The organism is Corynebacterium sp. KPL2680 (assembly GCF_040225675.1).
In the GTDB taxonomy this organism is placed as follows: Bacteria; Actinomycetota; Actinomycetes; order Mycobacteriales; family Mycobacteriaceae; genus Corynebacterium; species Corynebacterium rhinophilum.
Genome location: NZ_JBEHFM010000009.1, coordinates 32,275 through 59,247, shown reverse-complemented (window position 1 = coordinate 59,247; position 26,973 = coordinate 32,275). Strand labels below are relative to the sequence as shown.

The following is a 26,973-nucleotide window of genomic DNA, read 5'->3' as shown; positions in this document are numbered from 1 at the left end:
CTTTCTTCGGTGAGTTAAAAATCGGCATTAACCTCATGATCATTGTTCCACGCGGGAGATCCCTGCCGCATCCTTGCCACGCCCAGAGTGAAAAATGCCTTAAGGTGGAAATAATAGGAAAAACGTTTGGAGGAAGCCATGGTAAATGTAGCGGTGATGGGTGCCGGTTCCTGGGGCACCACCCTGGCCAAGGTATTCGCGGACGCAGGAAATGATGTCACCCTGTGGGCGCGACGGACCGAATTGGCGGACGCGATCAATAAAACGCACACCAACCCGGATTATTTGCCGGATATTCACCTTCCCGCGGCGCTGCGCGCCACACACGACGAAGCAGAGGCGCTTTCCGGCGCGGATATCGTGGTCTTCGGCGTGCCATCGCAGTCTCTGCGCGTCAACGTGGAACGGTGGGCGCCCGCATTGCCTGAGGATTCCACGCTGGTTTCCATTTCCAAGGGCGTAGAGACCAGCACGCTAAAGCGCATGAGTGAAGTCATCGTGGACGCGGCAGGCGTGGACCCACAGCGAGTAGCGGTGCTTTCTGGACCCAACCTGGCTAAAGAAGTAGCGCAGGGGCAGGTTGCGGCTACGGTCATCGCCTGCACTGACGAAGAGCGCGCCAAGGCAGTACAGGCGGCCATCGCCGCACCCTACTTGCGGCCCTACACAAATACCGATGTCATCGGCGCTGAAATCGGTGGTGCTTGCAAAAACGTCATCGCCTTGGCCTGCGGCATGGCCTCAGGCAAGGGGCTGGGCAATAACACCATGGCCACGATGATCACCCGCGGCCTAGCGGAAATTACCCGCCTTGGCACGGCATTGGGCGCGGAGCCTTTCACTTTTTCCGGCTTGGCGGGTTTGGGCGATTTGGTGGCCACGTGTAACTCCACGCTCTCGCGCAATAGAACCTTCGGTTATCGCCTCGGTCAAGGTGGTAGCCTTGAAGAAGCGAAGGCGGCCACCAATGGCCAAGTGGCAGAGGGTGTGTTTTCTTCGGATTCCATCTTCCGCTTGGCCCAGCAGGCTGGGGTAGAGATGCCCATTACGGAAGCCGTCTACGGTGTGTGCCATCAGGGAATGGCGGTAGACGATATGATTATCGCCCTTATGGGTCGCTCCAAGAAGTCGGAGTAGCAGAAAGGTAAAATTATCGCCCATGACTGAAAAGACCCGCGTGGCCGTCCTTTACGGTGGCCGCAGTACCGAGCACTCCGTGTCCTGCGTATCTGCAGGCGCAATTATGAAGCACCTCGATCCGGAAAAATTCGAGGTGGTGCCCATCGGCATTACGCGCGAGGGCACGTGGACGCCGGGCGATACCGAGGGGCTAGAAATCGTCGATGGCGTCATGCCTGAGGTCAAGCGCGGCACGGAATTGGCGCTTTCTGCGGATCCTTCGCGCAAGGGCGAAATCCGCACGATTAGTAATGGATCGCTGTATGCCCAGGTCGACGTTATCTTTCCTATTCTCCATGGACCTTATGGCGAAGACGGCACCATGCAGGGGCTTTTTGAGCTCTCCGGCATCCCTTATGTGGGCCCTGGTGTATTGGCGTCCTCGGTGGGAATGGACAAGGAATTTACTAAGAAGATTCTATCCGCAGCGGGCCTGCCAGTGGCACCAGAGGTTATTGTCCAAGGGCGAACGGAATTAACCGCAGAGGAAAAAGACAGCCTCGGCCTGCCGGTCTTCGTCAAACCCGCCCGCGGGGGCTCTTCAATTGGAGTATCCAAGGTGAGCGACTGGGCAGAATTCCCAGAAGCTGTACGCATTGCCCTGGAAGACGATGACAAGATTTTGGTCGAGCCAGAGATCGTCGGCCGCGAGGTGGAAGTCGGCGTCCTGCAATACCCGGATGGCGAGCTGATTGCCTCAGTGCCGGCCCTGCTCAAGGGCATAGATGATTCCGATGAGGGCTTCTATGGTTTTGAGACCAAGTACCTAGATAACGTGGTCACGGCCCAGATTCCCGCGCCTTTCCCAGAAGAACTCACGGCGCAATTGCGCGAAATGGCGATTCGGGCCTTTAGGGCGCTCAACTGCGCAGGCCTGTCCCGCGTGGATTTCTTCGTCACCGAAGAAGGCCTGTACATCAATGAGGTAAACACCCTGCCGGGATTTACGCCGATTTCCATGTACCCGCAGGTGTTGGCGGCCTCTGGCGTGGATTATCCCACGCTGCTTGAGGTCCTCATTGCCCGCGCCCAAGTCCGTACCGCGTAAAGCCCGTACCGCGTAACGTCGCGGTACGGCAGTCACGCTGGTTTTACCTTTCTGGAATGTGCTCCGCGGTGATATCGCTGAGGGCCACCAATGCTGCCTGCGCGGAATCCTGCGGGGCGTACAGCGCCAGGTAATTCTCGCGGCCTAGCGCAAACCAGGTTCCCGCAGTCGTGCCTTGCGCCAAGGTCGTATCCTCAAACCAGGCGATATCGTTGACCTGCTGGAGCTGCACGCCCGCCTCGTAGTTTTCTGGCTGGGCGACGCCACAGCGCGCGACGATATCCTCGTACCCCTCAGAGCTCCACACGTAGGTGTCCTCATCGTCTACATCGCGGCGGTGGTAGCCATCAGCAATCTCATCCGGTAATGCCTTTTCTACCGCGGCGCAGCGGTCATTTTTTGCCGGTTTCAGATTGCGCAATGGGGCAGGGTGGGTCTCCGCTGGCTTATTCTCCAAGGTGGCAACGGCCTCGTTGAGGTCCTGCGGTTTTTCGTCATTAAAGGTCGTTACTGCCACGACGGGAAAGCGCTGGGTCGAGTACCAGGTAGAGAGGTTGGAGCCAGAGGTCGCATCCTTGACCTTGAACCACTGCTCACCGTCGATATCTTGCGTGGTGGAGTAATCGGTGTACTGGAAAGGCATGGCAACACCGCAGCGCGCCGTCACCTTTTCTTGGGAACTGGCGGCCCAGGCGGCAACGCCAGCGGGGACGGGTTCTGCAATATCGGCGCGCGGTTGGCCCATGGCTTCATCGGGAAGCGCATGCACAAAGTCCGTGCATGCCTGCGAATCGGCCTCCGGGGAATCGACCGGGGAGACCGCCACGGGGGCCTTGGCCGTGTTTGTGAATACGTATTTCGCGCCGAAAAGGACCGCTAAAACCATCACTATGGACAACCCAAGTGAAATGAAGATCGCGGTGCGGTTAAATTGGGATGTCATAGGGGCTCATTTTATCGAAAGGACGCCGGTGAACTTAAGTCAGACTCTCGCAGACGTGGGGGAGCAGGCGGTGATTCGAGAAATTACCGCGGCTGCCCCCAGCAGTTTGAATGGCGATGATGCTGCTGTGCTTTTCGGGGCACCGCCTAATTCACGCACAGTGGCCTCTACCGATTTGATGGTAGATGGCCGGCACTTCTTGCGGGAATGGTCCACCCCGCGCGAAATTGGCAAGAAGGCCATCCTGCGCAACTTCGCCGATATTGAAGCCATGGGAGCGCGCCCAGTGGCGGCGCTTTTAGCCATCGCCGCACCGGGGGATACGCCGGTGAGTTTTGTCAGGGGTGTGGCCAGGGGCATCGCCGAGCATTGCTCTTTCTACAACGCTGAGCTGGTGGGCGGAGATATTACGAAATCAGACTTGCTGGTCATCAACATCACTGCCATTGGCTTTCTGGGCGGCAGCCGGGCCGCGTTGACCCTTGATGCGGCGCGCGCGGGCCAGAAGGTCGTGGCCCACGGAGCGATTGGCCACGCCGCGGCCGGCTTGTCCTTGCTGCAGCGCTTTGGCCGCGATCTGCCGGCAGAGCATGCGGATTTATACCCGCTTATTGATGCCCAATGCGCCCCGTGGCTCAGCCCCGGCCGCGGTGTTATCGCCCGCGCCGCCGAGGTTACGGCCATGACCGATAATTCCGATGGCCTCATCCAAGACTGTGGGACCATGGCGCAGCGCTCTGGTGTACACATTGATTTGGATGCTGATGCCATCCAGCCCGATCCACTCCTGCACGCCGCGGCCGCCGTCCTCGAATGCGATCCGTGGGAGTGGATCCTTGCCGGCGGCGAGGACCATACCCTGATCGGAACTACCGCAAAGCAAGCGCCTTCAGGTTTCCGGGAAATCGGCACCGTCTCGCGCGGCAGCGGCGTTACGGTGGGCGGTAAACAACCCCGTTATGCAGAAGGGTGGGCAGGATTTTAGATATGCACCCGACTTACCATCCCTCGTGGGAACCGGTTCTCGCGCCGGTGCTGGAGCAGCAGTGGCCACGTATTTCTCATGCGCTGGACAACCAGGATTACCTGCCGCCGGCAGAAGACGTGTGCAGGGCATTGCAGATGCCGCTTGACGATGTCCGCGTGCTCATCGTTGGCCAAGACCCCTATCCCACCCCGGGCCACGCGATGGGGATGGCCTTTTCCACCAAGCCGGGGGTCAAGCCCCCGAGGTCCTTGGTCAATATTTACCGCGAGCTGTATGACGATGTGGGCGTTCGCGGGCGTGAGGACGGCGATCTAAGCGCCTGGGCCGACCAGGGAGTCTTGCTCCTTAACAGGGTGCTGACCGTGGCACCGGGCCAGGCGGGTTCGCACCGGCGTATTGGCTGGGAAGAGGTGACCGAGGCCGCCATCCGCGCCCTCAACCGCACCCCGATGGTCGCGATTTTATGGGGCCGCGATGCCCAATCCTGCGAGCGCTTCCTTCCCGATGTTCCCTGCATTACCTCCCCGCACCCTTCGCCGCTTTCAGCCAGCCGCGGGTTCTTTGGCTCCCGCCCATTTTCCCGGGCAAACGCCCATTTGCGGGACCAAGGCGCGCGGGAGATAGCGTGGGACTTGTAAACTATTGCGCATGTCATATCCCAGCACGCTGGACGCTCACGGATTGCGCAATTGGGCGCACCGCGCTGTAGGCGAGCTTTCCCATCGGCGCGCCGAAATTAACGCGCTCAACGTCTTCCCAGTGCCGGATTCAGATACCGGCTCGAATATGGCGCACACCATGGAAGCCGCCGTCGCCGAGGTGGAAAAGGCCGACGGCGACATTGCGGCTGCGCTAGCCATGGGGGCCGTGCGCGGGGCACGGGGAAATTCCGGGATGGTGCTCTCGCAGGTCCTGCGCGGAGTAGCGGAGGCCACCGTGGATTCCACCATCGATGGCGCCATCTTTGCAGCTTCGCTTATGCATGCGGTAGAGCTCGTGGACCGCGCGATTGCGGAACCGGTGGAAGGAACGGTTATTACCGTACTGCGATGCGCCGCAGAAACAGCGGAAAGCACCGCGCGGCAACCTAATTCCAGTTTTCACGGCGTCGTAGCGGATACTATTTCCGCCGCCCGCACAGCGCTAGCGGAAACACCCTCGCAGCTGCCAGAGTTGCGCGCGGCTGGGGTGGTAGATGCTGGCGGTGCCGGCCTGGTCATCCTTTTAGAAACCCTCCTTGCAGAAATCGAGGGCACGACCAGCCACTCGCCCGAATCCATGCCGGAGACAGTCACCGAACTTGAGGTGGTCTTCTTTTTCGAAGGCGATAGCGCGGTACTGAAGGAGAAGATTGCTCCCTTGGGCACGAGCTTGGTCATCGCGCAGGCAGGCGAAGATAGCGCCTCCATCCACATCCATTCCACCCAGGCCGGTGCGGTCATCGAAACCGCCTTTGCCGCTGGATCGGTCAGCAACCTGCGCCTAGAGGCCCTTCCGGAAGCCCCTGCTCAGCGAGAAAACACTGACGAAGGTCATACGCGCACCGTCTACGCTGCGGCGCCCGCCGGCCCCATGGCCGAGCTTGTGCAGTCCGCCGGGGTTACGGTGGTCGAACCAGGAGAAACCATCCACGCGGCGGGCGAGGACATCGTTTTATCCAGCGGGCTAGAAGAACACGCAACTGCAGCGCATACCGTGGAGATTTCTTCCCTTGCGGCGGGGCTAGCCGCCATCTCCGTCTATGAGCCGGATAATGCGGATACCGCCGCGGTCGTAGAATCCATGCGTGATGCGGCGCAGTCGATGCGGGTGGCGCACCCAGCAGAAGAATCTGAATTAGCCATCGCGCAGATGTGCCGCCAGCTGCTTGCTGCGGGCGGGGAACAGGTCACGGTCATTAGCCCGCTTAACATCTCGCAAGAAGAATTGGCGGCAGAGCTCGGCGTCGATGTGGTGGCCTTGCAGGTGCCGGATATTCCCACCGAGATTGGGGTGGAATAGCGATGCTTGGCTGGCAGGATGACCGCCCTCTGACCGAGGTACTGGATAAAAAAGACGCCACGAAGATCACCAAAGCGTTGGGATATAAGACCTGCGGGGAACTCTTAGCGCACTATCCGCGCGATTACATTCGCCATAATCAAGACGTGGGGCTTGGCGATGCCGCCGAGGGCGATATCGTCACCGTCACCGGAACCGTAACGGGAATAACAACCCGCGATACGGGCAAGACGACTATCATCAACGTCCAACTCGATGGCCATATCATCGCCACGTTCTTTAACGCCATGTACGTCTTGCGCATGCTCCACCGCGGGCAGCGGGTGATGATGAGCGGGAAATTAAAATACTTCCGTCAACAGCCCCAGCTACAGCAGCCGGATTTCGTAGAAATCGATGCCTTCGGGCGCCCAGACGGGGAACTCGCCGCCTACCGCGAACAGGCGCCAGCGACGGGAAAGAAAAAGCCGCAGAAGGCAACCGGATCCCTGCGCAACCTATCCCAATTCGGCCGACTCGATAAATTATTGCTCGAGAGGGAATGGATACCGGTATACCCCGCCACGGCAAAGATCACCTCGTGGTACCTCATGGGGGCCATCCACTACGTGCTCTCGCACACCCCAACCATCCGGGAACCTTTAGATCAGCAGATGATTATCAGCCTGGACCAAGCGGTGCGCGAAATCCATGAGCCCGGCGCGGCTGGCCCACAGCGCGCGATCCAGCGCCTCAAGTACAACGAGGCGCTCTCCATTGGCTTGGTCATGGCGCTGCGCCAACGCGATGCGCACGCGCACACGGCGCCGACGATGCCCGCTATTTTGGGCGGCTTCCGCGAAGAGTTATTGACCCACCTGCCCTTTGAGCTCACGCAAGGCCAGCGCAGGGTCATCACTGAGATCGACGATGACCTGTCTGGCTCCTTACCCATGATGCGCCTGTTGCAGGGCGAGGTGGGCTCGGGAAAAACGATGGTCGCCACCTGCGCCATGCTGCAGGCCATCGATGCCGGGAGCCAAGCGGCGCTGCTTGCTCCCACCGAGGTTTTGGCTTCCCAGCACGCGGCCTCTATTGGCACGTCGGTTCCAGAAGGTGTCAAGGTTGTGCTCTTAACCGGCTCCATGCGGACCGCCGAGAAGCGCCAGGCCCTCCTGGATATCGTCTCGGGTGAGGCGAATATCGTCATCGGCACGCATGCCATCATTCAAGAATCGGTTGAGTTCTTCGATTTGGGGTTGGTGATCGTGGACGAGCAGCACCGCTTTGGCGTCGAGCAACGCGATAGCCTGCGCTCTAAGACGCGCGAGGGGATAAGTCCCCACGTCTTGGTCATGACGGCAACCCCCATCCCGCGTACCATCGCCATGACGATTTTCGGTGATCTCGCGGTATCGACGCTCGCTGAGCTGCCCGGCGGGAGAAAGCCGATCCAGTCCGCAGTGGTGGCGGAATGGCGGCCCATATGGGTGGCGCGGGCGCTCGAGCGCATCCGCGAGGAAGTGGCGCATGGCCACCAGGCCTATATCGTCTGCCCGCGCATAGAAGGCGAGGGCGGCGTGCTTGAATTGGCAGAACAGCTTGCCGCCGGCCCGTTTAAGGGACTGCGGGTAGATATCTTGCACGGCAAGATGCCGAATAAGGATGAGGTGATGACCTCATTTGCCCGGGGTGAGATCGATATCTTGGTATCGACCACGGTCATCGAGGTGGGCGTCGATGTTCCCAACGCCACGGTCATGCTCATCCGAGAGGCAGAGAATTTCGGCGTGTCCCAGCTGCACCAATTGCGCGGGCGCGTAGGGCGCGGCGGGAACGCATCGATTTGTCTGATGCATACGAAAGCGGAAGATAATTCGGCCTCGTATCGGCGCATAACCCAGATTGCCCAGACTTCATCTGGGTTTGACCTTGCGGAATTAGACCTTCGGCAACGCCACGAGGGCGATATCCTGGGTGCGGTGCAATCTGGCACGCACCGGACGCTGCGGTTGCTCAACCTTGCAGATGACCAAGATATTGTCGAGCGCACTCACGTGGATGCGTATGCAATGGTCCAGCGCAATCCCCAGTTGGCCGAAGAGCTGACGCGCAATTTGAGCCAAAGTGAGCAGGAATACTTGGAGAAAAACTAAGAGGGGATAGGCTATAGGTATGAAAATCTACGCCCCCTTCGCGGGCATCGTTCGCTGCCATGTCGACGTAGGCGAGAGAATTAACACTGGTCAAGAGCTAGCTACCGTTGAGGCGACGAAGCTGGAATCGCCCGTCGTGTCCCCAGGCCCGGGGACGATTTCTCGCATAGCGGTGGCAGACTTTAGCGATGTTATTGGCGGGGACTTAATTATGGAGATTGGAGAGGCGTAAATGACGCGGATTATTGCAGGCGAAGCGCGGGGGCGGACTATCAAAGTTCCAGCGGAGGGAACGCGCCCGACCGCTGATCGCGCAAGGGAAGGCCTGTTTTCTTCGTTGAATGCCCGTTGGGGATTCCCAGGCTCCAAGGTGCTTGACCTATTCGCTGGATCCGGCGCCTTGGGGTTGGAAGCATTAAGCCGTGGGGCAGACGAGGCAGTGCTGGTGGAGTCCAACCCTGCGGCGGTGTCCATCATCAAGCACAACATAGGCGTGGTGAAGCATCCCGGTGCTCGCGTGGAGGAAAGGAAAGTATCTACGTACCTGGCCAGCGCCCCGCGCGGCTACTTCGACATGGTTTTAGCGGATCCGCCTTATGCGTTTGACGATGTCGCCGGGCTCATCGCCGCAATAGAGCCAGCGCTGACTGATAGCGCGATGGTGGTCATCGAACGCCACGTCGAATCGCCCGAGACCGACTGGCCAGAAGGGTTTGTGCCGACGGGGCAGAAATTAAAGAAGCGTACCTTCGGCATCGCGCGTATGGATATGGCAGTCTATACCCGTCCCGGTACCGACGATGCCGATGACACCTTAGATAACTAGAGAAAGCGATATTTTATGACCACAGCCGTGTGTCCCGGGTCTTTTGATCCCATCACTCTTGGCCACGTCAATATTTTTGAGCGCGCCAGCCAGATGTTTGATGAGGTTACGGTGCTTGTTACTGGCAACCCAGAAAAGCCTTCCGGGTTATTTAGCGTGCACGAGCGCATGGACCTCATCCGCCAGAGCGTGGATTCGCGCATTAACGTGGATTATTGGTCCGGCCTGCTCGTGGACTATACCTCGCAGCACGGCGTTGACGTTTTGGTCAAGGGACTGCGTTCTTCCTTGGACTATGAATACGAACTGCCGATGGCGCAGATGAACAGGCGCTTGTCCGGCATCGATACGGTCTTTTTGCTTACCGATGAAAAGTACGGCTACATCAGCTCTTCGCTGTGCAAGCAGGTCGCGCAATTCGGCGGTGAGGTCACCGGCATGCTTCCTGATCCGGTAGTACAAGCGGTGAAGGAAAAATACCGCCGATGATATTGGCGCTGATTATTTTTTCCGTCGTTGTCGCGGGATCCACCTTGCAACGCGTCTCCGGCATGGGGCTTGGCCTTATTGGTGGGCCCATTCTTATGTTGGTGATGGGCCCGGTAGAAGGCATCTTGGTGATCAACGTCTTGGCGGCGGTCAATGCTCTGCTTACTACGGTCACTGTCCGCCGCAATGTGAGCTGGAGAATGTTCGGGCTCATCGCGCCCGTGATGATTATCGGTTCTCTGGCGGCCGCGGCGTTGATTAGCAAGATCGATACCGCAGGGCTATTGATAGTGGTGGGTGCAGCGCTTCTTATCGCCTTGGCGGTGGTGACTTACGGCGGTAAGTTCGTCCCGCCGATGGCAGGCAAAGGACCGGCCATTTCTGCGGGCATCCTTGGCGGTTTTACCAATACCCTGGCGGGAGTGGCAGGCCCGGTTATTACCGTCTACGCCCAGGCGGCCAAATGGCCGCAAGCCATGTATACGGCGACCTTGCAGCCGATTTTTGTGGTGGGTGGAATCTTTTCCGTTATCACCAAGACCGCGCTCGGTGCTGCGACATTCGATGGCCTGCCCTGGATCATTTGGCCCGCAGGCATTGCCGGAATGTTCATCGGCATCTGGCTGGGCTCGCGCATCGCGCATGTAGTCTCCAGGGATATTGCGCGAGCATTGTCGCTATCGGTAGCTAGCCTCGGCGCTCTCAGTGCGCTGATTCGTGGCGTCGTCACCTACGGTGCCTAGGGCGCGGCTGGCACCGCGCGAGGTTTACCTAAAGCAGTGAGGACAAGAACTCCTTGGTGCGCGGCTGCTGTGGATTCTCAAGCACTTCAGCCGGGGTACCGGATTCTAGGACTACGCCGCCATCCATGAAGAAGATTTTATCGGCAACCTCGCGCGCAAAACCCATCTCGTGGGTAACCACGAGCATGGTCATGCCCTGGGCCGCGAGATCCTTCATGACGCGAAGGACCTCGCCAACGAGCTCGGGATCGAGGGCGGAAGTGGGTTCATCGAAAAGCATGAGCTTGGGATCCATCGCCACGGCGCGGGCGATGGCAACGCGCTGCTGCTGGCCGCCGGATAACTGAACCGGGAAGTTATCGGCCTTGGAAGCAAGTCCCACCTCCTCTAAAAGCTCCATGGCACGCTTCCGCGCCTTATCCTCCGGCACCTTCTTGACCTGCATTGGTGCTTCAATGATGTTTTCAATCACCGTGCGGTGGGGAAAGAGATTGAAAGATTGGAATACCATGCCGATATCGGAGCGCTGCTGTGCAGCTTGCTTCTCGCTGATTTCGTACAGGATTCCGTTCTTTTCGCGGTAGCCAATGAGCTCACCATCGACATAAAGGCGGCCCGCCGTGGCCTTATCCAGGTGGTTGACGCAGCGCAGGAAGGTTGATTTACCGGATCCGGAAGGGCCCAATAGGCAGGCAACCTCGCCGGGTTGGACCTCTAAGTCGATGCCCTTGAGCACCTCGAATTGGCCGAAGGATTTGTGCACATTCTGTGCGGAGATCATGGGAGTGTTCATTAGTTTTTACCCTCCTGGATTACGGAGACGTTGCGGGGGATAGTACCTTCGGCATCGGCAAGCGCGGCCAGCTGGCGCCCGGTGAGCTCGCGGGTGGCGCCGCGCTCAAAGTGGCGCTCGAGGAAGTACTGGCCCACCATGAGCAGGGAAGTAATGACCAAGTACCACGAGGCGGCGACCATCAAGAGCGGAATGGGCTGGAAGAGGGCTGCGGAAATGTCCGTGGCGCGGCCGAAGATCTCGTGGGTATAGGGGATGGCGACCACCAGTGACGAGGTCTTGAGCAGGGAAATGAACTCATTGCCTGTTGGCGGGATGATAATGCGCATCGCCTGCGGCAATACGGTGCGCCGCATGGTCATCCACCAAGACATGCCGAGGGCCTTGGAGGCTTCCTTTTGACCTTCCGGAACCGAGGAAATGCCCGAGCGCACGATTTCGGCCATATAGGCGGCCTCATTGAGCCCCAAGCCCATGACCGCCAAGAAGAAGGCATTGGTCAACACACTTTGCAAGGAGACCTCTGCAAAGCCCAAGTTGATGGATTGATAAATCGCAGATAGCAAGCCCCAGAAGACAAGCTGGACATAAATCGGGGTGCCGCGAAAAATCCACAGGAAGATCCAGGAAATGGCGCGCAGGATGGGATTGGGCGACATGCGCATCACGGCGAGGATGGCGCCGCCTACCACGCCAATGATCATGGACAAGATGGTGATCGCAATCGTGTGCAGGGAGGCGATAGCGATGCGCTGATCAAAGAGATACTGGAAGTACGTATCCCACCCGAAGGCCTCATTGCGCGCGGAGGCAATGACAAACCACAGACCAAGAATGAGCAACACGACCGCGCAGAGCCACCGCCAGGGGTGGCGCAGTGGCCGGGCTTCGATCTTAGCGGGTGCCTCCTGCTGTGCCGTGGGGCCGGCTGCCTCTTTGTGCTCGTTAACCATTGATGGGCCTTTCATTAATCATCGCCTGGTCTACTAATCCATCTTCAATTCCCCAGCGGGCCAAGATCTCCGCGTACTCACCGGTATCGATGAGGTGCTGGAGGGCAGCGGCTGAGGCCTTGGCCAAGTCCGAGTCCTTCGGGACCGCGAAGCCGTAAGGAGAGGCCTGGAACATATCGCCCACAGCGCGCATCTTTCCCTCGGAGCGATTGACCGCCCAAGCCGTTACCGGCGAGTCCGCGGATAAAGCATCGGCGCGGCCCATAAGGACGGCGAGCGCGGCGTTATCCCCGGTGTCATAGGACAAGACGGTGAGATCGCCATCGCAGGCTTCTTGCTTGGGGCGCACATCATCGGTCTCTGACACGGTGGTGCGCTGCACGGCGACGGTCAGACCGCAAGGGTTTTGGGGATCGACCCTATTGGGGCCATCGACAAGCTCTGCCCACTGGATGCCCGCATAGAGGTGGTCCACGAAGTCGAATTCATCGCGGCGATCGGCCGTATCCGTAAACCCAGAGGCACCCATGTCTATCTGTCCCGATTGCACAGCCGGCAAAATCATGGAGAAGTCTTGCTCTAGGGCCTGGAATTTCAGGCCCAGCACGCCTGCGACGGCGCGGGCAAGGTCAAGCTCTACGCCCTGCAGATCGCCGTGGGAGTCCTTGAGCTGAAATGGGGCATAGGGCGGGTTTGTACCTGCCGTGAGCACACCGTCATCGTCGTGGTACATCGCGGCAATTTCGGGAACTTCGCTGGTCTGGGGTTCCTGCCAGCCCTCTGGAGTCGAATCCTCCTCGTTGACCACGCACGCGCTCAAGGGGAGTACGCACGCCATCACGGCGGCCGTTAGTGGTCGATGATTAATCGCCCAGGGCATTAATATTCCGCCGTCCTTTCCTCGATGGCTTTCGCGTTCCTGCGGTCTACATAGATGAAGATGGACACGATAATGGCACCGAGGATGAAGTATCCGATGATGGCGCCCGAAGAAGCGTCCTGGTCAGCACCCCACGGCCACAGGGCGCGCAGGGATCCCAGCATGAAGCCCGCCATGGCGGCCAGGGTGGGCGCGCGGTGGGTGCTCAGCAAATAGTTGAGCAATTTGATGAAGGCGGCGAGGCCACACAGGGCACCCAGCGCAAAGACGCCCATGGTGCTTAATTCACGGTCCGATACTGCGCCAATGATCGGCTGGTAGAGCCCCATAGTCAGCAAGATGAGCGAGCCGGAAATACCCGGCAGAATTAGCGCGCATACGGCGATTGCTGCGGCAAAGAAGACCACGATGAGGCTCGGGTCATCCTGCGGCTCAGAGGTAAAGCCCGTGACGATGAAAATCAGGACGGCAGCAGCGATAAACGCGATGATGGACGAGGGGGCGGTGCGCTCCGCCTTAGACAACATGGAAAGCGGAACGATGATGGAGATGACCACCATGCCTAAAAAGAGGGCGCTGGAGGCAGAGACGTTGTTGTCGACGAAGTTAGACAGGAGCGTGGAAAAGCCGAATACGGCGATTAGCATGCCGACGGCAACTGAGGCTAGAAAGGACCACTCGACCTTTTTAAAGTTGCCGGAGATGAGGTCATTGGCATTGCGGACGGCGCGCTCATAAATCCCCACGATGAGGGCGACGGTTCCGCCGGAGATGCCGGGAACCAGCTCGGCCATACCGATGAGGGCGCCACGAATGGCGTTCAAAATATAGTGCATAAATTAAAAATCTACCTGGGTACAAGACATGACTGCGTTTGACGGGCCACTCGGGGTGCCAAAAACTCTTTGCTCAAGACCGTACGGCGAGGTGTAGCACCGCCCGCGGTGGCTTAAGCCTGCATATCTTTCATTACTTTAACGGTTACCCACCTTATATGAGACGGGCTTGTGCTTAAAGTCTCGAGGTAAGAAGGCGTAATTTTGCAGCAGTTAGGCTTCTCGGGCGTTGTGTAAATATGCAATTCGCGGAAGGATATAAGCTGAATCGAGGCCGCTGTAGGGGACATAGGGAACTAGGCGGCATGACGAAACCCCGCTTCCTTCGTGGATATATTTCCGGAAAGAAGCGGGGTTGTACTGTGCCCCTGGTGAGACTCGAACTCACACTGGACGGGTTTTGAATCCGTTGCCTCTGCCAATTGGGCTACAGGGGCAATCAAAAGCGAGCGCCTTTGACTGTTGGAAATACTAGCGCAGGGGTTGGCGCAATTCCTAATTGGGGTCCCTTTCCGGTGAAAAGGCCTGCTCAAGACGGTGAGGTTGGGCGGGGTATCGCCGTGTCCATTGTGTTGCCTAATATGGGGCAGGTGACTTCCAATAAGACCCGCCTTTTGCTCATTGACGGCCATTCCATGGCATTTCGTGCCTTTTATGCCCTCCCGGTGGAAAACTTTTCTACCTCCGGTGGTCAGCACACCAATGCCGTGTATGGCTTTTTATCCATGCTGTCCAATATCGTCTCTGAGGAAAGGCCGGATGCTATCGCGGTTGCTTTTGACGTTGGCCGGAAGACTTTCCGCACGGAGATGTTCCCGGATTATAAGGCGCAGCGCGAGGCCGCGCCGGAAGAATTTAAGGGCCAAGTAGATATCATTCGCGATACCTTAGAGACCTTGGGTATTACGACGCTCTCGCGTGAAAATTACGAGGCCGACGATATTTTGGCAACCCTTGCCACCCAGGCACAGGGCTACGAGACGCTGATTGTCACCGGTGACCGGGATTATCTGCAGCTGGTTACGGATTCGACCACGGTGCTCTATCCCATGAAGGGCGTATCCACGCTGCACCGGTTTACCCCAGAAGCCGTCGAGGATAAATACGGGCTTACCCCCGCGCAGTATCCCGACTTTGCTGCTCTGCGCGGCGACCCTTCCGATAACCTCCCCGGCATTCCCAAGGTGGGAGAAAAGACCGCCACCAAGTGGATAGTCAAGTACGGAGACTTGGCTTCCTTGGTAGAGCACGCCGAAGAAATCAACGGCGTGGTGGGAAATAACTTCCGCGAACGCATCGAGCAGGTGCAGATGAACCGGAAGCTCACCCAGATGATTACAGACATGGACTTAGATGTTGGCCCTGATGATCTGGCCTTTAGGGGAGCCAAGGTTGCCGATGTCGCCGCGAAGTTCGATGAGCTGGAGTTTGGTACCAACCTGCGCGACCGTGTCTTATCCGCCATCCCCAACGATGGTGCAGAGGCTGCTGAGCAAGCTGCGGACACCCCAGACGTAGAGCTCACTATCGATGACGCCTCCTTGAGCGAGTGGCTACCTGGCCGCGAGCACGTAGCTGTGTATGTGCAGGGCGAGGGCATCCCAAGTCAGGGTGATGCTTCTGCCATCGCGTTTGTGGATCGCAACCATCATGGCCTGCAGGTGGAACTCGGAGAACTTTCCGCCGATGAGGAAAAGGCCTTGGTCCAGTGGCTAGAATCGTCGGCCCCTAAGTATTTCCACGCCGCAAAGGCCGCGTTCCACATGCTGGCAGGGCGCGGCATTGAGCTCAACGGGCTTGCGCACGATACGGCCTTGGCGGCGTATATCCTGCGCCCAGGCCAGCGCACCTACGAGCTTTCCGATGTCTACCAGCGCCACCTTCAAAAATCCCTCGGCGCCGCCTCGGAGCAGATGTCGCTGCTCGATAGCTCCTCCCTGGTAGATCAGGCGGCGGCAATCATGGAGCTGGCGGAAAAACTCACCGCGGAACTGCAGGACATCGACTCTTTCGAGCTCTATACCGACCTGGAATTGCCGCTGGTGACCATCCTGGCACGCATGGAGACTACGGGCATCGCGGTCGATGTCGATATTTTGGAAACCCAAAAGGATGCCTTCGTGGAGCAGGTGGCTGAACAAGAACGCTCCGCGCGCGAGCTTGCTGGCGATGACAAGCTCAATTTGAATTCGCCCAAGCAGCTGCAAAAGGTACTTTTTGAGACCTTCGATATGCCCAAGACGAAAAAGACAAAGACGGGCTATTCCACGGCCGCGAAGGAAATCGAGCAGCTGGCAATCAAGCACCCGCACCCGTTTTTGGATCACCTCCTGGCCCACCGCGAGTACCAAAAGATGAAGACCACGTTGGAAGGCCTTATTAAGACCGTCCAACCGGATGGGCGCATTCACACAACTTTTAACCAGACGGTGACCTCGACGGGACGTTTGTCCTCGACGGAGCCCAACCTGCAAAACATCCCGGTGCGCACGGAGGCCGGCCGACAAATTCGCTCGGCGTTTATCGTAGGCGAGGGATTTGAACAGCTAATGACCGCGGACTATTCGCAGATTGAAATGCGCGTTATGGCGCACCTTTCTGCAGATCCCGGGCTGATTGAGGCCTACAAGGCCGGCGAAGACCTGCACAATTTCGTCGGTTCTAGGGTCTTCGATGTGCCGGTCGATCAGGTGACTCCTGAGCTGCGCCGCCGCGTAAAGGCCATGTCTTATGGCTTGGTCTATGGCCTATCCGCATTTGGACTTTCGCAGCAGCTGGGAATCCCTGCTGGTGAAGCCAAGTCCATTATGGAAAGCTACTTCGAGCGCTTTGGCGGCGTGAAGAAATACCTGGATGATGTCGTGGAGCAAGCCCGCAAGGATGGTTATACGGCCACGCTCTTTGGTCGCCGCCGCTACCTGCCAGAGCTCAACTCCGATAACCGGCTGGCCCGCGAAAACGCGGAACGCGCTGCGCTCAATGCCCCAATCCAGGGAACGGCCGCAGATATCATTAAGGTCGCGATGATTCGCGTGGACCGCGCGTTGCGCGATATGAAATCCCGTGTATTGCTCCAGGTGCACGATGAATTGGTGGTGGAGGTCGCCCCCGGTGAGGCCGATCAAGTCCGCGAGATTCTTGAGCGCGAGATGGATTCTGCCATCGAGCTGAATGTGCCACTCGAGGTCTCTGCTGGTGCCGGCACGGATTGGGACGCCGCGGCCCACTAGTTCGATGATGATGCTTAACCGGCGTGAGCGCGCCCGCATGCGCTTGGCCGCCCAGGGGCTTACGGCCCTGCGCTGGCACACCGCCGCAGAGGCAGTCCGCGCCTTTGGCGTCATGCAGGGCCAGGACCTGCATTCGGTGCGCCGGTCCTTGGCACTGCGTGCACCGAATGAATCGGATAACTCCGAGATCGTGCGCGGCTATGCGATGCGCAATACGTTGTTCGCCGCCTCCGTCAAGGATATGGGCTGGATAACCGAGCTATGTGCGAAGCCTCGCAAGGGAGACGCCGCGGTACGGGAAGCCGTGCTGCAGCTTATCGATGCCCCATTAACGCGCGCAGAATTGAAATCACGCGCCGCCCAAGCCTTGCCCGAGTTGCCTTTCTGGCACGTAGTACGTATCGGCATGGAAAGCGGGCATGCGTGTTATGCGGGCGAAGAACAGCTCATTACTCCGGTCGAGCTAGACGGCTTGGAGGCCCTTTTTAACGGCGACTCGGTGGCCGCCACGACGGAATTGATGACGCGCTATTTTCGCACCCATGGGCCGGCGACTGTGCAGGACTTTGCGTGGTGGTGCAAGCTGCCCCAAAGACTTATTCGTCCCGCAGCGGAGAAGTTGCCTGATGACCTTATCCGGATAGGAAGGGAAGGCGAGGAGCTGGTCTCTGCAGAGGTCCTAGAGCTACCAGAGGTGAAAAAGAAGAAATCGGTGCTGCTTTTAGGCGCCTTTGATGAGTATATCCTGGGCTACCAAGATCGGCTTTTTGCCATGTCAGTGGATATGCACCACGCTCTCGTTCCCGGAAACCAGGGCATTTTTCGTCGCGCCATCGTTATCGACGGCCAAGTGCGCGGCATGTGGAATAAACAGGGGATTGAGGACTGGGGAATTCCTGCCTATGCGGCACGCCACGTGGAACGCCAGTGGAAAGAGTGCTGAGAAGTGCGTGAAGGAGAATAGGATTTTAAAGTAATTTCATGGAGTTTCTCGGAAAACGTATTAGGTGGAAGTCTCGCCCCTTCGTCTTGCGCTTTTTTGAGTCTATGTGGGCAGCCATGGTCCCATACCCGGCGGGACAGATTGCTGAGAGCGGCTTAAAAGAAGCGGTAAGCAGCGATACATTTTACTTCATTTACTATGCGGTCATGGTTTTGGGCTTTTTCCTTTCTGCTGGTAACGCCGCCAGGGAAGGCGAGAACCCGTGGTGCTACCGGGGACAGGCGGCCGGTGTAATGACCGTGGTCTCCGTGATTGCAGTGGCCTTCCCGTATTCGTGGGTATTCGCGTCCATTACTATTGCTGCCTTGGCGTATTACTTTTGGCCGCGCATCGCGGTGGAATCCTCCTGAGGTCGCTTTTCCACTAGGCAGCCAGCCAAGAGGTCAAAGGGAGTTTGGCCGATGGCTAAAACCGAAAGGCCTAAAAGTGCAACGACTATACCGTCGATGTTCCAACCAGTAAGCGTCAGGGGCGTAAGCAGCAGCCACGAATTGCGCAGGCACGCGGTGACAAACGGCGAGCGGGCCGGGATGATTTCGAGCTGCATCGACCATTTGCCCAGGGACGTAGACTTCTTCGTTTCCACCCACACGCGGTAGGTATAAAAGACCACGGCGAGAGCGACCGCCTCGTAGATCTCTTCGGGGCGGCCGGATAAGGGGGTACTGGCAAGAGCATTAATCAGCCACCGCACCACGGTGACGATGGCGGCCACGAGAAAGGCGTCGATCCACCAAGCCACGGCGCGGCGCAGGAAAATTCCCAGTCTTTCGGCAATCATGTTCTCTACGTTAGCTGTAGGCGCGGCAGATGAAAATCATGCTGCCAGGGAAAATTTCCCCGCGCTGCCTAGACCACTGACCCCAGGTGGTATCTAGGCCTTCGGGCCATTCCGGTTCGATGATGTCCTCGATGAGGAATGGTCCGCGACCTTGGAGCGCGCGGAACCAATCGCTGATGGTGCGGTGAAATTCGGCATAGGTTAGCGTCCCGGCGGAATCGTGTTCCAGATAGGCGCGGTCGAAATAACTTATCTCAGCGGTGAGGCTGGTGGGATCATCGGGGAAGATCCAGCGCATTGGGTGGGTCACGGAGAATACGAAGCGTCCACCTGGGCGCACCACGCGGGCAACCTCCGCGAGCGCGGCATCGAGATCGGCGAGGAAGGGTAATGCGCCGAATGCAGAGAATGCCACGTCAAAGGAATCAGTGGCGTAGGGCAGTGCCAGCGCATCGGCTTGGATGAGCGCCAACCCGGGATCTGCGTGGGAGAGCATGCCGCGGGAAATATCGCAGCCGGTGACAAAGCGGGCGCGGGTGCTGAGCCACTGGGTGCAGGCGGCAGAACCGCAGCCGATTTCGAGGACAGCGGCAGAGGAGACATCGCCAAGCAACTGCGCATCGGCCTCGTGCAACATCTCCGGGCACCAGTAAAAAGAGGAGAGGTACTCGGGGTGCTCGGCATGGTAAGAGACCGCATCATCATCCCAGTGGGATTGATTGGCGCGAGAGGGCGAAGTCATTGGGGTGCGCTACCTTTCTTGGTGGCGTGCAATATTTGCCGTATAAGCTGGACAGATGTAGGCTCTTACAAGCATGTCTATGCCACGGGTTGTTGCAGGCTATTGTAGGAAAGCTTGGGGCAATCACGCGGCGGGATCGAATGCGGCCTCTATCTCCTGTATTTGTGCAGTGTAGACGGGCTTTTAATTCGAGAGACACGCAGTTGTCCACGAACGATTTCCTACATTTATTCGGAGCATTTTTACAATATGCCATCTTCTACTACCCCTCAGGTTGCGATCAACGATATCGGAACCGCAGAGGACTTCCTCGCAGCTGTAGACGCCACCATCAAGTACTTCAACGATGGTGACATTGTCGGGGGTACCGTCGTCAAGGTTGACCACGACGAGGTACTGCTGGACATCGGATACAAGACCGAAGGCGTTATCCCTTCCCGCGAGCTGTCCATCAAGCACGACGTCAACCCCGACGAGGTCGTCGAGGTCGGCGATGAGGTTGACGCACTTGTCCTGACCAAGGAGGACAAGGAAGGCCGCCTGATCCTGTCCAAGAAGCGCGCACAGTACGAGCGTGCTTGGGGCGCCATCGAGGAGCTGCAGGCCAAGGAAGAGCCGGTTACCGGTACCGTCATCGAGGTTGTCAAGGGCGGCCTCATCTTGGACATCGGCCTGCGCGGCTTCCTGCCTGCTTCCCTCGTTGAGATGCGTCGCGTCCGCGACCTGGAGCCTTACATTGGCCAGGAGCTGGAAGCTAAGATCATCGAGCTGGACAAGCAGCGCAACAACGTTGTCCTGTCCCGCCGTGCATACCTGGAGCAGACCCAGTCCGAGGTCCGTTCCGAGTTCCTGCACCAGCTGCAGAAGGGTCAGGTCCGCAAGGGCGTTGTCTCTTCCATCGTCAACTTCGGCGCCTTCGTCGATCTTGGCGGCGTCGACGGCCTGGTCCACGTGTCCGAGCTGTCCTGGAAGCACATCGACCACCCATCTGAGGTTGTCACCGTTGGTGACGAGGTAACCGTTGAGGTTCTGGACGTTGATCTGGACCGCGAGCGCGTTTCCCTGTCCCTGAAGGCAACCCAGGAAGACCCATGGCGCGTCTTCGCCCGCACCCACGCTGTGGGCCAGATCGTCCCGGGCAAGGTCACCAAGCTCGTTCCGTTCGGTGCGTTCGTTCGCGTCGAGGAAGGTATCGAGGGTCTGGTCCACATCTCCGAGCTGGCTCAGCGCCACGTCGAGGTTCCGGACCAGGTTGTCACCGTTGGCCAGGAAGTCATGGTCAAGGTCATCGACATCGACCTCGAGCGTCGCCGTATCTCCTTGTCCGTCAAGCAGGCTGATGAGGACTACTCCGAAGAGTTCGATCCGTCCAAGTACGGCATGGCTGACTCTTACGACGAGCAGGGCAACTACGTGTTCCCAGAAGGCTTCGACCCGGACACCAACGAGTGGAAGGAAGGCTTCGACGAGCAGCGTCAGGCTTGGGAGGCACGCTACGCAGAATCCGAGCGCCGCTTCAACCTGCACACCGCTCAGATCGAGCGCAACCGCGCTGCGGCCGCAGAGGCTGCAGAGTCCGCTGAAGCATCCTCCAACTACTCTTCTGACTCCACCGATGCAGCTCCGGCATCGGAGACTCAGGCAGAGTCCGGCGGATCCTTGGCTTCTGACGAGCAGCTCGCTGCACTGCGTGACAAGCTCGCCGGCAACTAAGACGCCTTTGGGGTTTAGGGTGAGATAGTCCCTAACTCCACACAGCTGCACTAGCCGCGTCCTTCTCCTTTAGGGGAGATAGGGCGCGGCTTTGTGAGTTTTATGACAGTATATGTAAACGATTGCCCGTCATTTTTCGTTTGCGGGTTCTTGACCTGCGGTAAAGCGATGGCGCCTGCAAAAAAGACAACTATCCCCACTTAAGACCACTAAATTGGGCTTTTGTTTGTGTTGCCTCTCACTTATAATCCAATTGTGACGTAATAGCCAGTTGAGTACTGACTATTGTTTTGTCTTTATGCAAGGAGTATGAAGTGGCATCTGTGAAGGACACTTCCACACACATCATTGAAAGCCTAGGCGGCGCCGATAACATCACATCGCTGACGCACTGCGCGACGCGCCTGCGCTTTCAACTCGCTGATGTGGGGAAAGTAGATCAGGAAAAGCTGGAAAGTGATACGGCCGTTCTCGGATCCGTCACGCAGGGTTCGCATGGTTACCAAGTGGTCATGGGTGGCGGCGTGGCTAACTACTACGGCGAAATCATCAAAGACCCCGGGGTAAGTCCCGCTGATGAGGAATCCTCCTCATCAAAGAAAAACTACGACGGCGTGCGCGGAAAGTACGACTGGATCGACTATTGCTTCGAGTTCCTCTCTGATACCTTCCGCCCGATTCTGTGGGCGCTGCTTGGCGCCTCCCTCATTATCACGCTGCTGGTACTGGCAGATACCGTTGGCATTCAAGACTTCCGCGCGCCGATGGAGGAGCAGCCTGAGGGCTTCCGCTTGGCCCACGCGATGTTCCAATCGGTCTTCTACTTCTTGCCGGTGATGGTGGGTGCCACCGCCGCGCAGAAGCTGGGTGCGAATATGTGGGTCTCGGCAGCCATTCCTGCCGCGCTTCTGACACCGGAGTTTATGTCCCTGGGTGAACAGGGCGATACCGTGAATGTATTCGGCCTGCCGCTGGTGATTAACTCTTACGGCTCCCAGGTATTCCCCCCGATCTTGGCCGCTATCGGCCTGTTCTGGGTGGAAAAGGGCTTGAAGAAGATCATCCCGAGCGCCGTGCACATGGTCTTCGTGCCGTTCTTCTCCCTGCTCATCATGATTCCGGCAACGGCCTTCCTGCTCGGTCCATTCGGCATCGGCGTGGGCAACGGTATCTCTTGGGTACTGTTCCAAATTAATGATTTCTCGCCGTTCATCTTGGCCATTGTCATTCCGCTGCTGTACCCATTCCTGGTGCCCATGGGCCTGCACTGGCCGCTCAACGTGATCATGATTCAAAACATCACGACCTACGGCTACGACTTCATTCAGGGCCCCATGGGTGCGTGGAACTTTGCTTGCTTCGGCGTCACCGGCGCCGTGATGGTCATCTCCATGAGGGAAAAGAACAACTCCATGCGCCAGGTCTCCGTCGGTGCCTTTGCAGCCGGCATGCTCGGCGGTATTTCGGAGCCGTCTCTCTACGGCATATTGCTCCGCTTCCGCCGCACCTACTACCGCCTGCTGCCAGGTTGTGCCGTGGGTGGTGCAGTGATGGGGCTTTTCGATGTCCGCGCTAATGCCTTCGTCTTCACCTCCATCTTGACCACTCCAGCCATGTCCCCGGAGCTGGGCTACATCATCGGCATCGCCGTGGCATTCTTCACCTCCTTCTTCCTCACGCTGCTGTTTGGCTACCGCACTGCAGAGGAAAAGCAGGCCGATCTTGAACGCATCGCCCGAGAAAATAACGAGAGTGTCGAAGAGGTTGCTAGCCGCTCCGAGTCCCGCATCATCGGAGGATCCGATGATGAGTCCGATGGTTCTGAGAATCCACAGGCTGCGGGGGTTGCCTCCGCCACCGGGATCGCCACCAAGGAGGCAGAACAGGCAACCATCAAGTTGGACTCTCCCTTGGAGGGCGAGGCCGTGGACCTGTCCGAGGTACCGGATCCCATCTTCGCCGGCGCGAAGCTTGGGCCAGGCGCTGCAGTGAAGCCAACCGGCAATACCGTCTATGCGCCTGCCGATGGCACCGTGCTCACCGTCCAAAAGTCCGGCCACGCGATCGGTCTGAACCTGGATAACGGCGTACAGCTGCTCATCCACGTTGGCCTGGACACCGTGGAACTCGGCGGCGAGGGCTTTGATGTCCACGTGGAAAAGAAGCAGCGCGTGTCCGCTGGCGATAAGCTCATCAGCTTTGACGCAGACTTCATCAAGTCCAAGAACTACAACCTGATTACCCCGGTCGTTGTCACCAACGCCAAGAAATTTGGTTCCGTGAGCGGCGCTATTGGTGCGGTCACCCCAAGCGATGAACTCTTGCAGGTTCATCCAAAGCCGGAAGAGGAAATTGAGTCCTAATAGGCACTCGTAATTTCCGCAGCAAGGAGCCTAGGCAGTCGTGCCGGGCTCCTTTTCGCGTACCCTGGTATCTTATGAAGCTAATCGGATTAACCGGGGGAATCGGCAGCGGGAAATCTACGGTAGCGAAGCTGTGCGCCCAGCGCGGCTGGCGGGTTGTGGACGCAGATCGCATTGCCCGGGACATCGTCAAGCTTGGGCAACCAGCCTTGGCCGAGCTTGCGGAGAAGTTCGGTGAGGACATCTTGCAGGAAGACGGCTGCCTCGACCGCAAGGAACTTGCCCGCCGCGCGTTTGTGGATAGGGAACACACCGATCTTCTTAATTCGATTACGCACCCGCGTATCCAAGAAGAGACCCAGCGGCAATTTGCCGCCGCGCGCGAAGAGGGCGTTGATTTTACGGTCTATGACATGCCGCTGCTCGTTGATAATGGGCTCGACGGGGATATGGACTTTGTCATCGTCGTTGATGTGGCTCCGCAAGAGCGGGTGCGTCGCCTCGTGGAGTTCCGCGGACTCGATGAAGCAGACGCGCGCAAAAGGATTAACGCCCAGATTTCTGATGAGAAGCGGCTCGCGGCAGCAAGCCATGTCATTGACAATAACGGCACGCAGGAACAATTGGCCGAGCGCGCCGCAGCAGTCTGCGATGAGATCGAGGCGGCGTCTTCTTAACCTTAACCTTTTGGGTAAGTAGCGTTAACGTATTTTCCTATTAACGTTTACTTTTGGCCCCTAGACTATTTGAGCGTGGGAACTTGGGGCACTGGACCATTCGATAATCACGCGGCGCGAGACATACTCGATAGCCTGCGGGATGGTTCTTTTGATCTCCGGCACTTTCAGCGCTCGTGCGGCACTGGAGTCCTCGATTCCGATGAAGCCGAAGCGGTTATCGCATTAGGTGCGCTGACGAAGCTGCCTGCCGATGGCCTGCCAGACGGCGTAGCCCCTCGGGATTTGGCGTCCCTATATACCCCGCAATCTAAGGCGTGGCTGCGCCGACGCATCAACCAAGCGATGCGCTCTGATTCCTCGTCTGTCTACGCGCTATGGGAACCGACAGGGGAGCTCGACCAATGGCTACACACCGCCCAGGCCGCGCTGCCGTGAAATGGCTAGCAGGAGCGTATAAGCAGTAGAATAGCGGGCATGGCTTTTGCTGCTGAACATCCCCTTATTCCAAATTCTGAACACCGCGTTGTCGGTGAGGTAGAACGCACCCCCGGCAAGTTTCAAGTCGTTTCTGAATATGAACCCGCCGGTGACCAGCCTGCGGCCATCAAGGAACTTGATGAGCGCCTCAACCGCGACGAGCGCGACGTGGTGCTCATGGGTGCCACCGGTACTGGTAAATCCGCGACGGCCGCGTGGCTGATTGAAAAACAGCAGCGGCCCACGCTAGTGATGGCTCCCAATAAAACCTTGGCCGCACAGTTGGCCAATGAGCTGCGCCAATTATTGCCCAATAACGCGGTGGAATATTTCGTCTCTTATTACGATTACTACCAGCCAGAAGCCTATATCGCGCAGACCGATACTTATATTGAAAAAGACTCCTCCATCAATGAGGATGTAGAGCGCCTGCGCCACTCGGCCACCTCTGGACTGCTCTCGCGGCGCGATGTTGTGGTGGTCTCTTCGGTCTCGTGCATCTACGGCCTTGGTACCCCGCAATCCTATTTGGATCGCTCGGTCATTATTGCCGTTGATGAGGAACTCGATAGGGACCGTTTCCTCCGGCTGTTGGTAGATATCCAATACGAGCGCAATGATGTGGGCTTTACCCGCGGTACCTTCCGCGTTAAGGGTGACACGGTCGATATCATTCCGGCGTATGAAGAGCGCGCGGTGCGCATTGAGTTCTTCGGTGATGATATTGACTCGCTGTACTATATCCACCCGGTGACAGGTGATGTTATCGAGCAGGTCGATGAAGTGCGCATTTTCCCCGCCACGCACTATGTGGCCGGCCCAGAGCGCATGGAAAAGGCCGTGGCCGATATCAAGGAAGAATTGGCTGAGCGCCTAGAAGATCTAGAAAACCGGGGCAAACTCTTGGAAGCGCAGCGGCTGCGCATGCGCACGGAATATGACCTAGAGATGATCGAGCAAGTGGGATTTTGTTCCGGCATTGAGAACTACTCCCGCCACGTGGATGGCCGCCCGGCAGGGTCTGCGCCAGCTACGCTCTTGGACTATTTCCCGGAGGACTTTCTTACCATCATCGATGAGTCCCACGTGACCGTGCCGCAGATTGGCGGAATGTACGAAGGCGATATGTCGCGCAAGCGAAACTTGGTGGAATTCGGCTTCCGCCTGCCTTCCGCGGTGGACAACCGGCCACTGACCTTCGACGAGTTTGAGGAGCGCGTCGGCCAGACCGTCTACATGTCTGCTACGCCGGGTGATTTCGAAATGACCTCCTCCGGCGGCGAGTTTGTCGAGCAGGTCATTCGCCCGACCGGTCTGGTCGATCCTAAGGTGACGGTGAAGCCCACCAAGGGCCAGATCGACGACCTTATTGATGAGGTCCGTGGTCGCATTGCCTCTCAGGAGCGCGTATTGGTCACCACCTTGACCAAGCGCATGGCAGAAGACCTGACGGATTATCTCTTGGAGCAGGGGATTAAGGTCCGCTACCTGCACTCGGATATCGATACGCTGCAGCGCGTGGAACTCCTGCGTCAATTGCGCCAGGGTGAATTCGACGTGCTCGTGGGCATTAACCTCTTGCGCGAGGGCTTGGACTTGCCCGAGGTCTCGCTTGTGGCCATCCTCGATGCGGATAAGGAAGGCTTCTTGCGCTCGACGACGTCGCTCATCCAAACCATTGGCCGCGCTGCGCGTAACGTATCGGGCGAGGTCATCATGTATGCGGATAAAATCACTGACTCGATGCAGGAAGCCATCGATGAAACAGAGCGCCGCCGCGAGAAGCAGATTGCCTATAACAAGGAACACGGCGTGGATCCGCAGCCTTTGCGCAAGAAGATCGCCGATATTTTGGATCAGGTCTACGAAAACAATGGGGAAGAGGTAGCCGAGTCGGGTCCTTCGGCGGTGGTGGAAAAGCGCGATGTCTCCAGCATGGCCACCGATGAGGTTGAGGCGCTCATCAATGACCTGCAGGCACAGATGGGCGCTGCCGCGCGCGAGCTGAAGTTCGAACTGGCCGGGCGGCTGCGCGATGAGATTGCGGATTTGAAGAAGGAATTGCGCGGCCTGAAAGACGCCGGAATCTAGCAATACGCGCAGGGGCCCAATAACGCTTTCCCCCTAAAGTGCGCACCTCTGCAACCTTGGGCCTATTGATTCAGCGTCC

General features: G+C 58.2%; 25 protein-coding genes and 1 tRNA gene. 18 read left to right on the top strand and 8 right to left on the bottom strand.

The genetic code is table 11. From position 1 onward, the window contains the following. Nucleotides 1-138 precede the first annotated feature (138 nt). On the top strand, nt 139-1,137 hold the full coding sequence (locus tag ABRP66_RS06170; RefSeq protein ID WP_284770521.1) for an NAD(P)H-dependent glycerol-3-phosphate dehydrogenase: 999 nt from the start codon (nt 139-141) through the stop codon (nt 1,135-1,137). 22 nt (nt 1,138-1,159) lie between these two features. After that, complete coding sequence (locus ABRP66_RS06165) at nt 1,160-2,227, top strand: D-alanine--D-alanine ligase family protein (protein WP_284770520.1); 1,068 nt, start codon at nt 1,160-1,162, stop codon at nt 2,225-2,227. A gap of 43 nt (nt 2,228-2,270) precedes the next feature. Here the strand turns inward: ABRP66_RS06165 and ABRP66_RS06160 are convergent, their stop codons facing one another. Continuing rightward, complete coding sequence (locus tag ABRP66_RS06160; protein ID WP_349838459.1) at nt 2,271-3,170, bottom strand: DUF3515 domain-containing protein; 900 nt, start codon at nt 3,168-3,170, stop codon at nt 2,271-2,273. Between ABRP66_RS06160 and ABRP66_RS06155 the strand changes: the two genes are divergently transcribed. The 8 genes from ABRP66_RS06155 to ABRP66_RS06120 are packed head-to-tail and all read left to right on the top strand — an operon-like array spanning nt 3,118 to nt 10,352. Beyond that, nucleotides 3,118-4,155 carry a thiamine-phosphate kinase gene (locus ABRP66_RS06155; RefSeq protein ID WP_284770518.1) on the top strand — a complete coding sequence of 346 codons (1,038 nt, stop codon included), beginning with the start codon at nt 3,118-3,120 and terminating at the stop codon, nt 4,153-4,155. The two genes, ABRP66_RS06160 and ABRP66_RS06155, sit on opposite strands and share 53 nt — an antisense overlap. Nucleotides 4,156-4,157: 2 nt before the next feature. Then, complete coding sequence (locus ABRP66_RS06150; protein ID WP_284770517.1) at nt 4,158-4,796, top strand: uracil-DNA glycosylase; 639 nt, start codon at nt 4,158-4,160, stop codon at nt 4,794-4,796. Between the two features lie 10 nt (nt 4,797-4,806). After that, a complete protein-coding gene (locus tag ABRP66_RS06145) occupies nt 4,807-6,159 on the top strand; it encodes a DAK2 domain-containing protein (RefSeq protein ID WP_284770516.1) in 1,353 nt (450 codons plus the stop codon). A gap of 2 nt (nt 6,160-6,161) precedes the next feature. After that, nucleotides 6,162-8,294: an ATP-dependent DNA helicase RecG gene (locus tag ABRP66_RS06140; protein WP_284770515.1), complete on the top strand. Its 2,133-nt coding sequence runs from the start codon at nt 6,162-6,164 to the stop codon at nt 8,292-8,294. 19 nt (nt 8,295-8,313) lie between these two features. Further along, on the top strand, nt 8,314-8,526 hold the full coding sequence (locus tag ABRP66_RS06135; RefSeq protein WP_284770514.1) for an acyl-CoA carboxylase biotin carboxyl carrier protein subunit: 213 nt from the start codon (nt 8,314-8,316) through the stop codon (nt 8,524-8,526). Next, nucleotides 8,527-9,120 carry a 16S rRNA (guanine(966)-N(2))-methyltransferase RsmD gene (gene rsmD, locus ABRP66_RS06130; protein WP_284770513.1) on the top strand — a complete coding sequence of 198 codons (594 nt, stop codon included), beginning with the start codon at nt 8,527-8,529 and terminating at the stop codon, nt 9,118-9,120. A gap of 15 nt (nt 9,121-9,135) precedes the next feature. Further along, nucleotides 9,136-9,609 carry a pantetheine-phosphate adenylyltransferase gene (coaD, locus tag ABRP66_RS06125; protein ID WP_005280301.1) on the top strand — a complete coding sequence of 158 codons (474 nt, stop codon included), beginning with the start codon at nt 9,136-9,138 and terminating at the stop codon, nt 9,607-9,609. Further along, nucleotides 9,606-10,352 carry a sulfite exporter TauE/SafE family protein gene (locus ABRP66_RS06120; RefSeq protein WP_284782978.1) on the top strand — a complete coding sequence of 249 codons (747 nt, stop codon included), beginning with the start codon at nt 9,606-9,608 and terminating at the stop codon, nt 10,350-10,352. Before coaD ends, ABRP66_RS06120 begins: the two co-directional genes overlap by 4 nt. A gap of 28 nt (nt 10,353-10,380) precedes the next feature. On the opposite strand, the gene ABRP66_RS06115 is transcribed toward ABRP66_RS06120, so the two are convergent. The 5 genes from ABRP66_RS06115 to ABRP66_RS06095 all read right to left on the bottom strand — a co-directional run bounded on the left by ABRP66_RS06115 (nt 10,381) and on the right by ABRP66_RS06095 (nt 14,251). Then, entirely contained in the window at nt 10,381-11,145 is a 765-nt protein-coding gene (locus ABRP66_RS06115; protein ID WP_284770511.1) for an amino acid ABC transporter ATP-binding protein, read from the bottom strand. Continuing rightward, nucleotides 11,145-12,098, bottom strand: a complete 954-nt coding sequence (locus ABRP66_RS06110) for an amino acid ABC transporter permease (protein ID WP_284783040.1) — start codon at nt 12,096-12,098, stop codon at nt 11,145-11,147. Before ABRP66_RS06110 ends, ABRP66_RS06115 begins: the two co-directional genes overlap by 1 nt. Then, nucleotides 12,091-12,978: an ABC transporter substrate-binding protein gene (locus tag ABRP66_RS06105; protein WP_284782980.1), complete on the bottom strand. Its 888-nt coding sequence runs from the start codon at nt 12,976-12,978 to the stop codon at nt 12,091-12,093. Before ABRP66_RS06105 ends, ABRP66_RS06110 begins: the two co-directional genes overlap by 8 nt. Continuing rightward, complete coding sequence (locus ABRP66_RS06100; protein WP_284782982.1) at nt 12,978-13,814, bottom strand: DUF368 domain-containing protein; 837 nt, start codon at nt 13,812-13,814, stop codon at nt 12,978-12,980. Before ABRP66_RS06100 ends, ABRP66_RS06105 begins: the two co-directional genes overlap by 1 nt. 363 nt (nt 13,815-14,177) lie before the next feature. Continuing rightward, nucleotides 14,178-14,251: transfer RNA gene (locus ABRP66_RS06095), tRNA-Leu, on the bottom strand. A gap of 144 nt (nt 14,252-14,395) precedes the next feature. Here ABRP66_RS06095 and polA point away from each other — a divergent pair. From polA to ABRP66_RS06080, 3 genes are all read left to right on the top strand, one after another. Continuing rightward, nucleotides 14,396-17,044, top strand: a complete 2,649-nt coding sequence (gene polA, locus ABRP66_RS06090; RefSeq protein WP_284770556.1) for a DNA polymerase I — start codon at nt 14,396-14,398, stop codon at nt 17,042-17,044. 4 nt (nt 17,045-17,048) lie between these two features. Next, on the top strand, nt 17,049-17,987 hold the full coding sequence (locus ABRP66_RS06085) for a DNA glycosylase AlkZ-like family protein (protein WP_284770508.1): 939 nt from the start codon (nt 17,049-17,051) through the stop codon (nt 17,985-17,987). A gap of 116 nt (nt 17,988-18,103) precedes the next feature. After that, nucleotides 18,104-18,397, top strand: a complete 294-nt coding sequence (locus tag ABRP66_RS06080) for a hypothetical protein (RefSeq protein WP_349838458.1) — start codon at nt 18,104-18,106, stop codon at nt 18,395-18,397. On the opposite strand, the gene ABRP66_RS06075 is transcribed toward ABRP66_RS06080, so the two are convergent. Beyond that, nucleotides 18,361-18,828, bottom strand: coding sequence for an RDD family protein (locus ABRP66_RS06075; protein WP_284770506.1), 468 nt, complete (start codon nt 18,826-18,828; stop codon nt 18,361-18,363). The two genes, ABRP66_RS06080 and ABRP66_RS06075, sit on opposite strands and share 37 nt — an antisense overlap. Before the next feature lie 10 nt (nt 18,829-18,838). After that, complete coding sequence (locus ABRP66_RS06070) at nt 18,839-19,570, bottom strand: class I SAM-dependent methyltransferase (RefSeq protein ID WP_284796594.1); 732 nt, start codon at nt 19,568-19,570, stop codon at nt 18,839-18,841. Nucleotides 19,571-19,819: 249 nt separating this feature from the next. Here ABRP66_RS06070 and rpsA point away from each other — a divergent pair, with 249 nt between their 5' ends. From rpsA to uvrB, 5 genes are all read left to right on the top strand, one after another. Then, entirely contained in the window at nt 19,820-21,283 is a 1,464-nt protein-coding gene (gene rpsA / locus ABRP66_RS06065) for a 30S ribosomal protein S1 (protein ID WP_005280312.1), read from the top strand. A 314-nt stretch (nt 21,284-21,597) separates the two neighbouring features. Further along, entirely contained in the window at nt 21,598-23,646 is a 2,049-nt protein-coding gene (locus ABRP66_RS06060) for a glucose PTS transporter subunit IIA (protein WP_349838457.1), read from the top strand. 74 nt (nt 23,647-23,720) lie between these two features. Further along, complete coding sequence (gene coaE / locus ABRP66_RS06055) at nt 23,721-24,323, top strand: dephospho-CoA kinase (protein WP_349838456.1); 603 nt, start codon at nt 23,721-23,723, stop codon at nt 24,321-24,323. Nucleotides 24,324-24,398: 75 nt separating this feature from the next. Then, nucleotides 24,399-24,761: a DUF4259 domain-containing protein gene (locus ABRP66_RS06050; protein ID WP_284770502.1), complete on the top strand. Its 363-nt coding sequence runs from the start codon at nt 24,399-24,401 to the stop codon at nt 24,759-24,761. 39 nt (nt 24,762-24,800) lie between these two features. Then, nucleotides 24,801-26,894: an excinuclease ABC subunit UvrB gene (gene uvrB / locus ABRP66_RS06045; protein WP_349838455.1), complete on the top strand. Its 2,094-nt coding sequence runs from the start codon at nt 24,801-24,803 to the stop codon at nt 26,892-26,894. Nucleotides 26,895-26,973 lie beyond the last annotated feature (79 nt).